The sequence below is a fragment of the Winogradskyella sp. HB-48 genome, assembly GCF_049942685.1.
In the GTDB taxonomy this organism is placed as follows: Bacteria; Bacteroidota; Bacteroidia; order Flavobacteriales; family Flavobacteriaceae; genus Winogradskyella.
Genome location: NZ_CP187934.1, coordinates 2,964,383 through 2,978,294, shown reverse-complemented (window position 1 = coordinate 2,978,294; position 13,912 = coordinate 2,964,383). Strand labels below are relative to the sequence as shown.

The 13,912-nt window shown below is 35.4% G+C and carries 15 protein-coding genes; 5 read left to right on the top strand and 10 right to left on the bottom strand.

The window, feature by feature from the left end; translation table 11 throughout:
* Positions 1–106 precede the first annotated feature (106 nt).
* On the top strand, positions 107–403 hold the full coding sequence (locus tag ACPX19_RS13405; protein ID WP_426430543.1) for a hypothetical protein: 297 nt from the start codon (positions 107–109) through the stop codon (positions 401–403).
* Positions 404–430: 27 nt separating this feature from the next.
* On the opposite strand, the gene ACPX19_RS13400 is transcribed toward ACPX19_RS13405, so the two are convergent.
* The 9 genes from ACPX19_RS13400 to ACPX19_RS13360 form a co-directional block, all read right to left on the bottom strand.
* A complete protein-coding gene (locus tag ACPX19_RS13400; RefSeq protein WP_426430542.1) occupies positions 431–997 on the bottom strand; it encodes a type 1 periplasmic binding fold superfamily protein in 567 nt (188 codons plus the stop codon).
* Between the two features lie 29 nt (positions 998–1,026).
* Positions 1,027–3,387: a TonB-dependent receptor gene (locus ACPX19_RS13395; protein ID WP_426430541.1), complete on the bottom strand. Its 2,361-nt coding sequence runs from the start codon at positions 3,385–3,387 to the stop codon at positions 1,027–1,029.
* 112 nt (positions 3,388–3,499) lie between these two features.
* A complete protein-coding gene (locus ACPX19_RS13390) occupies positions 3,500–3,841 on the bottom strand; it encodes a hypothetical protein (RefSeq protein WP_426430540.1) in 342 nt (113 codons plus the stop codon).
* The gene (locus ACPX19_RS13385; RefSeq protein WP_426430539.1) at positions 3,838–4,332 is read right to left on the bottom strand and encodes a DUF6787 family protein; all 495 of its coding nucleotides are present in this window, start codon (positions 4,330–4,332) and stop codon (positions 3,838–3,840) included. Before ACPX19_RS13385 ends, ACPX19_RS13390 begins: the two co-directional genes overlap by 4 nt.
* Positions 4,333–4,360: 28 nt before the next feature.
* Positions 4,361–4,828: a DUF6146 family protein gene (locus tag ACPX19_RS13380; protein ID WP_426430538.1), complete on the bottom strand. Its 468-nt coding sequence runs from the start codon at positions 4,826–4,828 to the stop codon at positions 4,361–4,363.
* 160 nt (positions 4,829–4,988) lie between these two features.
* The gene (locus ACPX19_RS13375; protein ID WP_426430537.1) at positions 4,989–5,624 is read right to left on the bottom strand and encodes a DUF937 domain-containing protein; all 636 of its coding nucleotides are present in this window, start codon (positions 5,622–5,624) and stop codon (positions 4,989–4,991) included.
* Positions 5,625–5,728: 104 nt separating this feature from the next.
* Entirely contained in the window at positions 5,729–6,679 is a 951-nt protein-coding gene (locus tag ACPX19_RS13370; RefSeq protein ID WP_426430536.1) for a D-2-hydroxyacid dehydrogenase, read from the bottom strand.
* Between the two features lie 27 nt (positions 6,680–6,706).
* Positions 6,707–7,768 carry a 3-phosphoserine/phosphohydroxythreonine transaminase gene (gene serC, locus ACPX19_RS13365; RefSeq protein WP_426430535.1) on the bottom strand — a complete coding sequence of 354 codons (1,062 nt, stop codon included), beginning with the start codon at positions 7,766–7,768 and terminating at the stop codon, positions 6,707–6,709.
* Between the two features lie 78 nt (positions 7,769–7,846).
* Positions 7,847–8,905, bottom strand: coding sequence for an acyl-CoA reductase (locus ACPX19_RS13360; RefSeq protein ID WP_426430534.1), 1,059 nt, complete (start codon positions 8,903–8,905; stop codon positions 7,847–7,849).
* 75 nt (positions 8,906–8,980) lie between these two features.
* Between ACPX19_RS13360 and ACPX19_RS13355 the strand changes: the two genes are divergently transcribed.
* From ACPX19_RS13355 to ACPX19_RS13340, 4 genes are all read left to right on the top strand, one after another.
* The gene (locus ACPX19_RS13355) at positions 8,981–9,334 is read left to right on the top strand and encodes a 4Fe-4S dicluster domain-containing protein (RefSeq protein WP_426430533.1); all 354 of its coding nucleotides are present in this window, start codon (positions 8,981–8,983) and stop codon (positions 9,332–9,334) included.
* A gap of 299 nt (positions 9,335–9,633) precedes the next feature.
* Positions 9,634–10,062 (top strand): hypothetical protein, encoded by a 429-nt coding sequence (locus ACPX19_RS13350; RefSeq protein ID WP_426430532.1) that lies wholly within the window; start codon positions 9,634–9,636, stop codon positions 10,060–10,062.
* Positions 10,063–10,267: 205 nt separating this feature from the next.
* Entirely contained in the window at positions 10,268–11,008 is a 741-nt protein-coding gene (locus ACPX19_RS13345) for a hypothetical protein (protein ID WP_426430531.1), read from the top strand.
* A 279-nt stretch (positions 11,009–11,287) separates the two neighbouring features.
* Positions 11,288–12,094: an alpha/beta fold hydrolase gene (locus tag ACPX19_RS13340; protein WP_426430530.1), complete on the top strand. Its 807-nt coding sequence runs from the start codon at positions 11,288–11,290 to the stop codon at positions 12,092–12,094.
* Between the two features lie 148 nt (positions 12,095–12,242).
* On the opposite strand, the gene ACPX19_RS13335 is transcribed toward ACPX19_RS13340, so the two are convergent.
* A complete protein-coding gene (locus ACPX19_RS13335) occupies positions 12,243–12,623 on the bottom strand; it encodes a Rid family detoxifying hydrolase (protein WP_426430529.1) in 381 nt (126 codons plus the stop codon).
* Positions 12,624–13,912 lie beyond the last annotated feature (1,289 nt).

Below are 13,912 nucleotides of genomic sequence, written 5' to 3'. Positions count from 1 at the left end.
GACTTAAGGGATGTTAATAATGATAAGCTAGACGAAATGGCATCATTTTATTTTGGAACGCTTATTGTTAATTATTGAATGAATTATTAATACTTAAAAGCAATACATGAATAAATATAAAATACTGGCATTGAGCTTGCTTTTTGATAGTTTGGGTTTTGTATCATTTTTTATCCCTGGAATAGGTGAATTTTCGGATGTTGTTTGGGCACCATTGTCAGCCTATTTGATGACAAGATTATATAAGGGCAAAGGGGGTAAAGTAGCAGCTGCTATTTCTTTTGTTGAAGAAGCTCTACCGTTTATGGATGTGGTTCCAACATTCTCAATAATGTGGTTATACACCTATGTTGTAAATCCAAAAAAATCAATTACTAAAGCAAAAAAAAAGCACTCAAATTGAGTGCTTTTTTTTGCTCTATAGATTTGTTTATTGAATTGTAAAATTAAATACTACTTCAATATCTGTCTCACCACCTGCATTAGTAATATCGCCATCGCTTACACCAGCGGCATCTTTATTTGGCTCGTGTCTTAAGGTTACTGTTAATACGTTTATGGTATTGGTTTGACCAGTAGTTAGAATAACATTTAAACCTACAGGATTGCCATTAGCATCCATATCATTGTAGCCGATGGTAGGACCTGCACCACCAGTTAATTGATAAAAGAACTGGTGCTCTTCATCTTCTTCCATAATTTCTACTGTAATGTCTTCGGCAGGATTTTCGAGCTCATTTAATATAGTTACAGAACCATTGTATGTTGTCCCTGTAACTAATTGACCCGAAATACTGATAACAGGATTTGCTGGGCCGTCACCATCTAAGTCTTGTGACTGGAATATCACAGGTGCTCCACCACCTTGAGGCGTGAATGTAATTCTCATAGTTGTAATTACTTCTTCTTCGTTTACTGGCGCTGGATCATCATCTGAACAAGAAGTGATAAGTCCGATAGTCATAAATAAGATTAAAAAATTCTTTATTGTTTTCATTTGTTTTGGTTTTTAAAAAATAGTTTTTATTAATAATTGAGTTGAATTTGTAACATTATATTTCTTCCTAAGTCATCAGCAAAATAACGTAGTCGGTTTAGATAAGCTCTGTAGCTTGTATCAAAAATATTGTTTACACTCAATGCGATGTTTAAATTGTTATGGTTATTCATTGGCAAGGTTATTTCACTGTAAAAATGTAATAAATGAAAGGCACTTGGTGGTGTACTTATATCTACCAAAACATTTTCTTGGCTTGTGGCAACAAAAGTCTCAAAGTTAAAATCTGGAAATTGTGTTTGTTCAAAAACCCATTCAGATTTTACACTTGCTTTAAAACTTTTCCATTTCTCATTAGTATATGTTAAGGTATTATTGGTGTTAAATGCAGGAATATCAATCAAGTCCATACCTGTACTTATGTCATTACCTTTTGTGTATGACGATGTATGTTTCCATTCTAAATTATCTCTAATCTTATAATTTGAGGCGATATCAATACCATAGAGTTCTGCATTGGTTTGTTGGTACTCCCATACCGGAAATGCGCCTCTGATGGTTTGCTCAATACCAGAAGGTCTTAAATACATAAAATCATTAATACGATTATAAAACACATCTATCATCAAATCGAAATCAGATACATTCAAATTGTAGGTAGCAGAAATACGATTTGAGATTTCTTGCTCCAACCTTAAATCACCTAATTCAATTCTAGCAGCAGAGTGATGCAATCCATCACTAAATAACTCTGAAGGATTAGGTGGCCTGCTTGAAAGCGCATAATTTCCTAGTATAGAGTTACTAGCATTCAACTGATATTTTATACCGGCTGAGGCAGAAACATTATGAAAAGTAAAAACAGGATTTGTTAGCAATTGTGTACCCAAATCTTCAATTACAATATCTGCAAAATCTTCATCATAACCACGTTCTTCCCAACGTGTAGTACGATAAAATTTCTTGGCATCAATTTTATTGTAATCATAGCGTAAACCAGCATCAACAGTCGTTTTGTTATTTAAAATCCACTCTGAAGTAACATAAGCACCAAAATCAAATTTTTCATAATCTGGAATTAGTCGTCTCACACCTGTATCTGGATTTGCAAAATTGTCTTGGTAACGTCCCAAAATACCAACATTGATTTTTTGGTTTGATTTAGCATCTAAATTAAGGTCAGCTGTAAAAGTATGTGTTTGAAGCTTTAGATCTAATGCGGCTTTGTTTCTGTCATCACCAACTCTAATATCAAACTCAAAACGTTGGTTGTTTTGATAATCGTACTGTAGATTTAATTTCCCAAAGTTTTGAAATCTTTTATAATAAGAAGCCTTTGCCAAATGATGGGTTACATCTTGTTTTGGAGCATTGATAGCATAGCTAAAATCATCAGTAATTAATGGTTGTTGTGAGTTGATAGCATTGATTAAATCATTGATACTGCCAATATGCGATGAGCGTAGAATTCCAATTTCATTGTTTATGTAACTGTAAAATACCTCAAAACCACTTTCAAAATTTTTACGACCTCCATTAATCGTGAAGCTATTAGACTTTAGGCCTGTATTGGTTAAATAATAATCAGGCGCTTTAAAATCACCATTTTGTTTTAAAGTCCCTTGAACGTTAGCAAACCAACCAGAAGCAAAACCTTTGTTTAACGACGAGGTAATGCTATAACCTCTACCATTAGTTTGTCCGCTAATAGTGGTTTTACCATAGAGGGTATCCATTCTAATAACTTTACTAGGGTTTATAACTACTACACCACCAACAGCATCACCACCAAAAGCCAGAGCACCAGATCCTTTTATGACCGAAATATTATTAGCACTATTAATATCAATGTTAGGAGCATGTTCAATTCCCCATTCTTGATCTTGTAATCGTACGTTATTATTTAGTATTAAAAGTCTGCTACTATGCAATCCGTTTATCATTGGTTTTACAATAGCATTACCAGTATTTACAGAAGAAACACCTGGCACTTCTTTTAGCGCATCACCGAGACTAAGATTACTGTATTGTTTTAAGATATCTGCATTAATAACAGTTTCCTGAGCTGTCTTGGTTGTTTTCCTTTCTTCAGATTTTAAGGATACTTCATTGAGCTCCTCTATGTGATGTTCTAGAGAAATGCTTTTAAAAATATCTCCTTCAATACTGTAGGTTAGAGTTTTAGTTTCGCAACCGACATGTGATATTACAAGAGTCAATTTACCTTTACATAGATTTTCAATCTTAAATTTTCCATCAACATCTGAGGTAGTGTATTTATTCAAATTTTGCATAAATATAGTAGCACCAACAAGCGGAGTGTTGTCGTGAAAATCTTTAAGCTCACCAAGAAATGTATAATCACATTTTTGAGCAAAACTTATTTGCAATGTTATTAAAAGTATTAATAAAGCCGAAAGCCTCATAACTATGAATTATAGTATACGGTTATTACAAGACATTGTAAAATGCCTAAGTTAAATATGTTTAATTCTCTAAAGTTTAGACTAGAGTAGGTGGGCCTCTTAAATGGGAGGTATTTTGCTGATGTGTTCTTAAGAACAAATATTCGCAAGCATTTAGCTTGCTGAAGTTATTTTGAATTATAGTTTCATATGTATAGAAACCAGAATAGTAATTAGTGTTAAGTTTAAACTTATAAAACTCACAGTCTAAGTCTATCTCATGAAAATGTGTTGTGCTGTTACTGTCATTTTTACAAACTTCGTGTTTATGGTGGTTAAAAACATGTGAAAGCTTAACCGCAGAAGGTAGCAGTACAGACAGCACTAACACTAGGGAAAGTACTTTGAATACAGGTTTTATGATCGTTTTTATACTCAATCCACAAAGCGTTTAAATCCTAATCGTCTCAACATTTTTTTCTCAAACTCCCAAAAAAAATGGAATTGTCCAAATAACCATCCAAAAGTAACTAAAAGAATCTGATAAAAAATTAGCCCAATAATAATAAATAATGTCCAGTAGAGTATTGGGTTTAAGTTTTCTTTAGTAATTCCGAGAAGTTTGATAATTGGTCTGCCTACGTATAAAGATGATGAACCTGTAACGGCAAACACAATAAATACTCTAATCATTTCCCATCTATACTGTAGTTTCCAACGCTTTTCAAGCCATTTGAATAGCTTTATGGTAAATGCCAATAGGCTTATAAAATATATGATTGAAAATATAATAACGATTACTAGACCGAATTTTTGAAATAAGGCTTGTGAAATTTTGTAAGACGTGTAGCCTAAAGCCATTAGACCTAAAATTGGAAAAAGTAATTGCCAATCATGCTGAATTTCCCAATGTTCTTTAAACCTTTTCATAGCACTTTTAAAGTGCTACAAAATTACACTAAATTCTAGGAATAATAGAGGTTAATTGTTGTTTATATTTTAGTTGAAAATATAAAAAGTAGTTATAAAGTTTGTAGTTAACTTCATAGCCATAATCTGTACGTGTATCGTAGTCGATTCTTGTTTGATACAGGTCTGGGTTATAAGTTTGGGGTTGTAGGTTTCTTTGGTTCCAAGCTTGTACTAGAAAAGCATTTCTGTTTTCTAGCCATGTTTGGGAATGGAATCCTCTAGGTCTTGCAGTACTGACTAGCCATGCATTAAAGCCAGGTTCGATAATAATGATTTCGTAATCGGTTTCATCACTACTAATAGAAACCGTATCGTTTTCTACTAAAGCACTGTCGTTACCATTATTAATTGTAGGATTGCTATTGTATGATTTACAACTAGCAATTAGTGCAATAAGAGCAACAAATGGGATAATTCTTTTCATAACATTAAAGGTATTGATAATTTTTTTCATTTTAGAATAATTGATGTTAAAGACAAAATAAGGTACAAATACCATAGTGAAAAACTACTAATGAGTGAAATTACCAATTGAGCGAGTAAGAGTAGAAGGTTTGATAATAAAAAAAGCAGCACAAAAGGGCTGCTTTTAGTATGTGTATAATACTAAGATTTTACTTTCCAAATAAGCCTCCTAAAAGACCACCAAGACCACCTTTTTTCTTAGAGCCACCAAGTACCATTCCGGCAACATCGTCAATAACGCTGCCATCACCATCAGCATCTAATATCTTTTCTAAGAAACTTTGCTCATTTCTAGTACTACTACCGCCAAGTAAGCCACCCAATAGACCTGTAAGGTCACTTTGAGAACTCACATTATTTTGTCGAGATTGTTTCCCTAAAACACCCATTAAAATTGGCGCAGCAACTTTTAAAATATCACCTACAGCACCAGCATCTAAACCAGACTTTTGCCCAATTACTTGCTGAACACCTTGTTGTCTGCTACCTAAAATATGACCTAAAATTTTGGAACCATCTGTTTTTACGTCTTCATCAACTCCACCACCAAATAGACCGCCTAAGTTATCTAAGATACTTCCATCGTGCTTACCACTTAATGCACCCATAAGACCTTGAGCTCCTTCTGGAGTAGAAGCATTACGTTCCATAGCTTTCATAAGAACAGGCAATGCCATTGTTAAAACACTACTTGTTTTATTTTGATCGGTTCCTGTAGAACCAGATACACCACTAATGATGGTTTTTCCCAAATCACTATTTAATAAGTCTAAAATTCCTTCCATTGTTTTTTTAAGATTAAGGTTAATAAATTCTGTTTAATAAGGTACAAAAAAAGTCCTATGCATTTATAGGACTCATTTTATTTATTTAGGTCACATTTATTTTGTTAGCCTAAAATATTTATAATCTGCTCTGCTAGTTCAGTACCAATTCTATCTTGTGCTTCATTGGTCGCAGCTCCTGTGTGTGGTGTTAATGATAAAGAAGGATTCATAAGTAATTGAACTTCTGGTTGAGGCTCTTTTTCAAAAACATCCAATGCTGCTTTTGCTACTTTTCCGCTTTCTATAGCTTTTACTAATGCTATTTCATTTACAACTCCACCACGTGCAGCGTTAGCTATAATTACACCATCTTTCATTAGTTCAAATTCAGCTTTATCGATAACGTAATCTTTTTGAGCTGGTACATGTAGTGTAATAAAATCAGCCTGCTTTAAAACGTCTTCTTTAGATATTGTTTTTATGTTAAAGCTTGCTTTCTGACCGTCAAAAAAGTCTAATTCTAAATTAGCTTCCTCTATAAATGGGTCAAATGCTACAATCTTCATACCAGCACCAATACCAATCTTGGCAGTGGCTTGCCCAATTCTACCAAAGCCAATCACGCCTAAAGTTTTTCCCTTTAATTCAACGCCTTTAGCGTAAGCTTTTTTAAGACCTTTAAAGTTAGAATCTCCTTCTAAAGGCATATCGCGATTAGAATTGTGAAGAAATCTAGCTAAGCCATAAAAGTGCCCAAAAACCAATTCTGCTACGGAATGAGAAGATGCAGCAGGAGTATTGATAACATGAAGTCCTTTTTCTCTTGCATATTCAACATCAATATTATCCATACCAACACCACCACGCCCAATAATCTTAAGGCTAGGGCAATTGTCTATAATGTCCTTTCTTACTTTGGTTGCACTTCGTACGAGTAGTACAGAAATAGCATTGTCGTTAATGTAGTTTTGTAATTGTTCTTGTGCAACAGTTGTTGTTAAAACTTCGAAACCAGCTGCCTCCAGAGCGTCAATACCACTTTGAGAAACACCATCGTTTGCTAGTACTTTCATGTAATAGGAATTCTTTATTTTTATTTTTTAAGCTTTTCTTTCTAGTTCACTCATCACTTCAACAAGTGCCTTTACGCTATCTAAACTAAGCGCATTGTACATAGAGGCTCTGTAGCCACCAACACTTCTATGACCGTTTAGTCCGTTAATGCCAGCTTCTTTCCACATGGCATCAAACGTTTCTTTAAGGTTTTCATTTTCTAAAGTGAAGGTTGCATTCATGGTAGAGCGATCTTCTTTTACCGCATAGCCATTAAATAGTGGGTTTAAGTCTATTTCTGAATAGATTAAGCGTGCTTTCTTTTCATTTTCCTCCTCAATGGCTTTAATACCACCCAAATCTTTTAACCATTGTAAGGTTAGCATAGATACATACACGGCAAAAACAGGGGGTGTGTTAAACATACTGCCTTTGTTAATATGCACTTTATAGTCCATCATTGACGGAATCTTACGTGATACCTTACCAAGTACATCTTCTTTTACAACTACTAGCGTAGCACCAGCAGGACCCATGTTTTTCTGTGCACCAGCATAGATAAGATCAAATTTCGAAAAATCTAATTGACGTGAAAAAATATCACTACTCATATCACAAACCATTGGAATTGGTGAGTCTGGGAAACTCTTCATTTGTGTTCCGAATATGGTGTTGTTAGAGGTACAGTGAAAATAGTCGTAGTCTTCAGGAATACTGTAACCCTTTGGGATATAATTGAAATTGGCACTTTTGGAAGAGGCTACCTCATATATATCATCGTAAATTCTAGCTTCTTTTATGGCGTTGTCGCTCCATGTTCCTGTATTTAAGTATCCAGCTCTTTTTTCAAGAAGGTTGAGCGCCACCATTAAAAACTGTGTGCTTGCCCCACCTTGTAAAAATAAAGCTTTATAACCTTTGCCTTCAAGTCCTAAAAGCTCAAGGGCTAAGGATCTAGCGTTTTCCATAACGTCGACAAAAGGCTTGCTACGATGTGATATCTCGATAAGTGATAAGCCGTCGTCAAAATTTAAAAGTGCTTCGGAGGCTTTTTCGATTACGGATTTTGGGAGTACACAAGGCCCTGCGCTAAAATTATGTTTTTTCATGTGATATTTTTTGTTAGATGCTTTACAAAGGTGCTAATTTATTGCCTATAAAACATTAATTAATTGCTAATTTTTGCATCAAATTTTTAACAGGAATTCAACAGTATCCACACCATCTGCATAATCCCAAAGTTCTGGTTTTTGGGTCTGCCCAAAAGCGACTTCATTTACTGTAAAATCTTTTGAAACCACACATTGTATTTTGTCCTTATCGTCTTGTAGTTTAGTTTTCAGTTCTTCTTCTGTATTGTAATACTCATAAAAAACGGTAGCAATTGGTGAAGCATAACTTTCATCTTCCTTTATCATTAAAAAGCCATTCTCTAGCATATCAAATTCGCTCATTAAATACACAGCTTTGTTGTAGTCGTAATTATTAGCATATTTGGCTTCGTGTATCACAGGATGCCACTTATAAACCGCATTAAAAAAGGCTTCAAAATTATAACCCTTTGGCACAAATAGTTTGGATACATTTCTACAGCCTAAACCATAATACCTAAAGATGTCATCCGCTAGGGCTTCTAATTGGTCTAGAGATTCATGTCCCTTTAGAATAGCTACTGAATTTCGGTTTTTTCTAATAATAGATGGTTTGTTCTTAAAGTAGTATTCAAAATAGCGTGCTGTGTTATCGCTACCTGTAGCAATGACAGCGTCAAAGTTTTCTAACCTGTCTTGCGTAAAAGTGATTCTGCCTTTAAAACCAGGTTCTACAACTTCGAGGTACTTTGACAAATAGGGTAGTAGGTGCTTATCGTTAGAAGACTGCTTTACCAATACCTTATGACCCGAGATAAGCACTGATAAAAAATCGTGAAAGCCAACTAACGGAATATTACCAGCCATGATGATACCAACGGTCTTTGGTGCAACACCATTGATTTTATAATGGCTTACCCATTTGTTGATATTATCTGTAGTTAGTGCATTTGCCCAAGACTCTAAACTAAAGACAACATTAGCTTTGGTAAACCAACCATTATGCTCATTAGCGAGTTTTATTTGGTGCTTAAACCCATCAAAAAAGAGGTCATTAGCCTCAACACCAACGTCTTTTTGAATGCCTTTGGTACCAAATTGACTTAAAAACTGACCTAATTTTGAGAAAGCGTTAATTCTTTGTTGTAAATCCATGTAGTGTTTGGTAAAACGCCTTTTTGGCTTTATTTTTGCAATCGCAAAATTACATAATAAAAAAGAAAAATTACCATGGCCATTATAATCACGAGTGAATGTATTAATTGTGGAGCTTGCGAACCAGAATGCCCAAATACAGCTATATATGAGGGCGCAGATGATTGGCGCTATTCTGATGGTACAAGTTTAAAGGGCAAAGTGGTTTTACCAAATGGAAAGCAAGTTGATGCTGATGAGACCCAAGAGCCAATCAGCGATGAGATATATTACATAGCACCAGATAAGTGTACGGAGTGTATGGGCTTTCATGAAGAGCCACAATGTGCTGCCGTTTGCCCTGTAGATTGCTGTGTACCAGACGAAAACCATGTGGAAACCGAAGAAGAGTTATTGGGCAAGCAACGCTTTATGCACCCTGAAGACTAAATGAATGATTAATTATTAATAATTAATGACTAATGACTAATAATCCTGAGCTTTTGGCTTGGGATTTTTTTTATACAGATTTGGTAGTGCAATAGGCTAATAAAAACCTGAACACCATTTCCAATTGGATTTAAAGTATTAATTGGATTAATTGCCCAAAATTTATTGTTCATAAAAAATCTATAACATACAGATATCGTGTATATTAAATATTCTTTTTAAGAATAGGCAATTAATTTTTTGGGAGTTTCAATGGGTTTGTTGTTTTATAATTAGATTAATAATTAAATTTTTTAAAAATGAAAACCCCAAATTTCAAACTACTTACGATTTTAACTGCGTTTACAATCTTCATAGGCACATTTACATCTTGTACGGATGACGATGGCCCAACGGTTAATATAACTGTCAATGAAGGGCCAAATGGCGATATAGGTGGTGATTTTACTGGCGATGGTGGTAACGGTTCAAGAACTATTAATTGGACAAATGGATTAACCACAGCCGATTATAATGCTGATATTACTAGCACGTCATCTGGTACTTTTCAGATTGTAATTTCAGATGCCAGTGGTAATGTGGTCCTTGATAGAACTATTAACGGTGGAACTGAGCCAGATACTATTGGAGGTGTTACTGCTACAGGAGAGCCTGGAAGCTGGACAGTTACTATAATTTTGGAAGCCTTTGATGGCAATGGAAGTTATTCTTTAAGTGCAGGAAATTAGAAAATGATTATTTTTTAATTACAAATCACCATAGATAATCCCAAGACTAGCGCTTGGGATTTTTTTATGTCTCAACTTAACAGTACACCAAGGATGCTTAGCTTTACTATGGTATAAAGTCGGCATATAGTTGGTATATATATGATATACATAGTGCTAAGTCATATATTTTATATATATTTATGTTATTGAAAATAAGTGTGTTATGGCAAAGCAAAAGGGAATTGTGTTTTTTGAAGGTACTTTAGGAGGTATCAATTTTTATTACAGAAAGGGTGTGCCCACAGCACGGCGAGCAGGTGGCGGCTTTAATGCCAAGGCGATAAAGACGAGTCCTAAAATGGTGCGTGTGCGCGAAAGTAACAGTGAATTTGCACTATGCTCTACGATAAATAAGCATTTTAAGCGCGCCTTAAAACCTTTTTTGCTGGGTTATAAGGATGGTACATTGCATGCTAGGCTGATGCGCTTGTTTTTGAGCCTAAAGGATTTGGATGTTACTTCTGTGAGAGGCAAACGTAAGGTAGGCGTTGGCTATGCTACGGCTTATGGCCCTCGATTGCTCAGTGATTTTAAGGTAACGCCAGAGCGACCACGCTTGTTTGATGCTGATTATAGTTTTGATTGGGATGCCTTGCAACTTGAGGTTAGTAATTTTAGTATTGCCAGTGCCCAGTATCCTGTGGGTGCGGATACGATGGAGGTTATGGTTGGTGTGCTGCGATTTGATTTTGATACTTGTACTTACGACAGTGTTATGGCCGACAGGGTTTTTATTGACAGGGATTTTGGAGCTACAACTTTTACAATTGCTGTTGATGGCTTGCCAGAGGGCGCCGGTGTTTTGGTTGCCGTGGCACGTGTGGCGTTTTACCAACGGGTAAATGACAGGCTTTTTTTATTGCCTGGTAGTGCTGGGTTTGGGGTTGAGATGTTTAGTTGTTGAGATGTTTAGCTGTTGGCTGTTGGCTTGTAGTTTGTGATGCCAAAAAAAAAGTCTTACCGAAGCAAGACTAAAGATTTTTATCTACGGCATATAGCCTTATTGTGATAAGATTAAAGATTAGAAATTTTAATCTGTTGTAAACATAGCAAAAGTAAGTTTGTAAAAAATACGTGACTTTACGTATTGACTTATTGGTTTAAAAAGGCGAACTTCGCTTATCAGTGGATATAAATTATTAAAACGAATTCATATCCTTAACGTTAGCCACAATTAAGAAAAATGAGAATTTATAAACCAATAGCTATCATCCTTTTATTTCTAGTCTCATGTACATCAAAAGAGAATAATAAGAAAGATTTCACCTCATTTGACGGAACAAAAATCGCATATACTGATAATGGAAATGGAGAACTAGTTTTACTAATTCATGGTTTTATAGTCGATGGAGATTGGAATTGGGGAAAATCGGAATTAAAAAAACAACTGATTAAACAAGGCTACAGAGTTATTATACCAGACTTAAGAGGTAATGGAAATTCTGATAAACCAAAAAATGAAAATGCCTATAAAAATAATGCGGAAGTGAAAGATTTAATGGCCCTAATTGACCATTTAGAAGCTGACAACTATGTGGCTGTTGGATACTCAAGAGGTGCAATTGTGCTTGCAAACTTACTTACTAAAGATAAACGAATTGACAAAGCCGTATTTGGAGGAATGGGCATTGAATTTACCAATCCGAAATGGTACAGGCGAATTGAATTTGGAAATGTTTTTTCTGGACGGACTGAACCAAATGAAATGACAAGAGGAGCTGTAGACTTTGCGAAAAATCTTGATGTGAACTTTAAAATAATGGGCTATTTACAGGACTATCAACCTGAAACAACTATTGCGGAACTTAATAATATTGAGGTGGAGACTTTGGTAATTTGCGGAGATGATGATTTAGATAATGGAAATCCTAAAAAATTACAAGAACAATTATCGAATAGTAAATTGAGTCTCGTTAGTGGCGACCATATGAGTACACCTTTTTCAAAGGACTTCGCGGAATCGATTATTGAATTTCTTAATGAAAAATAACAGTGGCTAACAACGGCTATAGTTCATTACGGCTGAAATTCCTAATCGGAATTTCGAGCCTTTTTGCTAAATTTATGGTTACGGCGGAATGATACTCGCGTACCATTCCGTAACGAAACCATAGCCAAAACCGATAAGCGTACATCTATTATCTCACAGCAATCATACTAATCTCAACGTTAACAAACTTAGGTAGGTTAGCTACTTCTACGGTTTCTCTGGCTGGTGCGGTGTCTTCGTTAAAATAGTTGGCATAGACGGCATTGATCTTGGCAAAGTTGTGCATATCGCTAATGAAAATGGATGTTTTAATAACGTTTTCAAAGGTCATGTTAGCAGCCGTTAAGACGGCTTTTAGGTTTTCCATAACCTGAGTGGTTTCGGCTTCAATGGTATCTATAACCAATTCCATAGTCTTAGGATGCAAGGCAATTTGCCCAGAGGTGTATAAGGTATTGCCAATTAAAATGGCTTGGTTGTAAGGGCCTATTGGTGCTGGTGCGTTTGGTGTGTTGATGATGGTTTTCATGGGTGTGTTTTGCTACTATGGTTAATGGGTTTAAAATTCGGTAATTTGAGTGGTTTTTTAGAATAAAATGGTGACTATTTTGTTTTTGGTACATTCCGACATTAGTAGTTGGAACATCAAACAGCCGAAAGTTAGGCTTGAACTGATGTTTTTTCTATGTTCATTTTTATTCGTCGGTTGTTATTTTTTCTAGTGGTACTCATGATTGCTTTGCAGTTGTCTTGACACGAAACCCTTCGACTGCGCTCAGGACAGGCTGCCCAAAAAGTACTCAAGACACATCTATTTTATGGATTTCGTGAATCTTCGATTTCAAAACGATTTTTAGGAAGTTGCACAGCACCATTCGCCAATAATTGTTTATAATTCTTATTTCTTGATATATAAATCTTTAATCCTTGATTTTAGTTCACAAGGTTGATTGTTGCTCATTACTTCTGAAAATCGTTGCTTCCGACCGTACTTCGACAAGCTTAGTGTGACAGTTCAGCATGACAATAGGAATCTGGTGCTCTTAAAACCATAAGCAAAATCCTAAATGTGCTCTGATGAATTGTTTATTTTATATGTTCATTTTATTCGTCGGTTGTTATTTTTTCTAGTGGTACTCATGATTGCTTTGCAGTTGTCTTGACACAAAACGAACCAAAAAGTACTCAAGACACATCTATTTTATGGATTTCGTGAATCTTCGATTTCAAAACGATTTTTAGGAAGTTGCACGCACCATTCGCCAATAATTGTTTATAATTCTTATTTCTTGATATATAAATCTTTAATCCCTGATTTTAGTTCACAAGGTTGATTGTTGCTCATTACTTCTGAAAATCGTTGCTTCCGACTGTACTTCGATGCTTCGACTTACGTTGTAAGCTATCTTCATTCAAAATATATTTTGAATTCGATAATGCTCAGGACAGGCTCTGCTCAGACAGCACTTCGATGCTTCGACTGTGCTTACGCTAAAGCTTCAGCGACACGAGTGCGTTCAGCACAGGCTCTGCTCAGTGTGACAGTTGCTTTAATAGTTCTCAATACATTTTTAATCGCTTTGCTAGCGATTAAAAACACTCGAACTGACATTAGATTATTATACTCGGTACTTCGACTGTGCTTACGCTAAAGCTTCAGCGACACGAGTGCGTTCAGCACAGGCTCTGCTCAGTGTGACAGTTGCTTTAATAGTTCTCGATACATTTTTAATCGCTTTGCTAGCGATTAAAAACACTCGAACTGACATTAGATTATTATACTCGGTACTTCGACTGTGCTTACGCTAAAGCTTCAGC

What these genes read in the sequence shown, in the direction of transcription:
- ACPX19_RS13405 (WP_426430543.1), top strand. Translation starts at nt 107, where the DNA reads ATGAATAAATATAAAATACTGGCATTGAGCTTGCTTTTTGATAGTTTG.
- ACPX19_RS13400 (WP_426430542.1), bottom strand. Translation starts at nt 997, where the DNA reads ATGAAAACAATAAAGAATTTTTTAATCTTATTTATGACTATCGGACTT.
- ACPX19_RS13385 (WP_426430539.1), bottom strand. Translation starts at nt 4,332, where the DNA reads ATGAAAAGGTTTAAAGAACATTGGGAAATTCAGCATGATTGGCAATTA.
- ACPX19_RS13380 (WP_426430538.1), bottom strand. Translation starts at nt 4,828, where the DNA reads ATGAAAAAAATTATCAATACCTTTAATGTTATGAAAAGAATTATCCCA.
- ACPX19_RS13375 (WP_426430537.1), bottom strand. Translation starts at nt 5,624, where the DNA reads ATGGAAGGAATTTTAGACTTATTAAATAGTGATTTGGGAAAAACCATC.
- ACPX19_RS13370 (WP_426430536.1), bottom strand. Translation starts at nt 6,679, where the DNA reads ATGAAAGTACTAGCAAACGATGGTGTTTCTCAAAGTGGTATTGACGCT.
- serC (WP_426430535.1), bottom strand. Translation starts at nt 7,768, where the DNA reads ATGAAAAAACATAATTTTAGCGCAGGGCCTTGTGTACTCCCAAAATCC.
- ACPX19_RS13360 (WP_426430534.1), bottom strand. Translation starts at nt 8,905, where the DNA reads ATGGATTTACAACAAAGAATTAACGCTTTCTCAAAATTAGGTCAGTTT.
- ACPX19_RS13355 (WP_426430533.1), top strand. Translation starts at nt 8,981, where the DNA reads ATGGCCATTATAATCACGAGTGAATGTATTAATTGTGGAGCTTGCGAA.
- ACPX19_RS13350 (WP_426430532.1), top strand. Translation starts at nt 9,634, where the DNA reads ATGAAAACCCCAAATTTCAAACTACTTACGATTTTAACTGCGTTTACA.
- ACPX19_RS13345 (WP_426430531.1), top strand. Translation starts at nt 10,268, where the DNA reads ATGGCAAAGCAAAAGGGAATTGTGTTTTTTGAAGGTACTTTAGGAGGT.
- ACPX19_RS13340 (WP_426430530.1), top strand. Translation starts at nt 11,288, where the DNA reads ATGAGAATTTATAAACCAATAGCTATCATCCTTTTATTTCTAGTCTCA.
- ACPX19_RS13335 (WP_426430529.1), bottom strand. Translation starts at nt 12,623, where the DNA reads ATGAAAACCATCATCAACACACCAAACGCACCAGCACCAATAGGCCCT.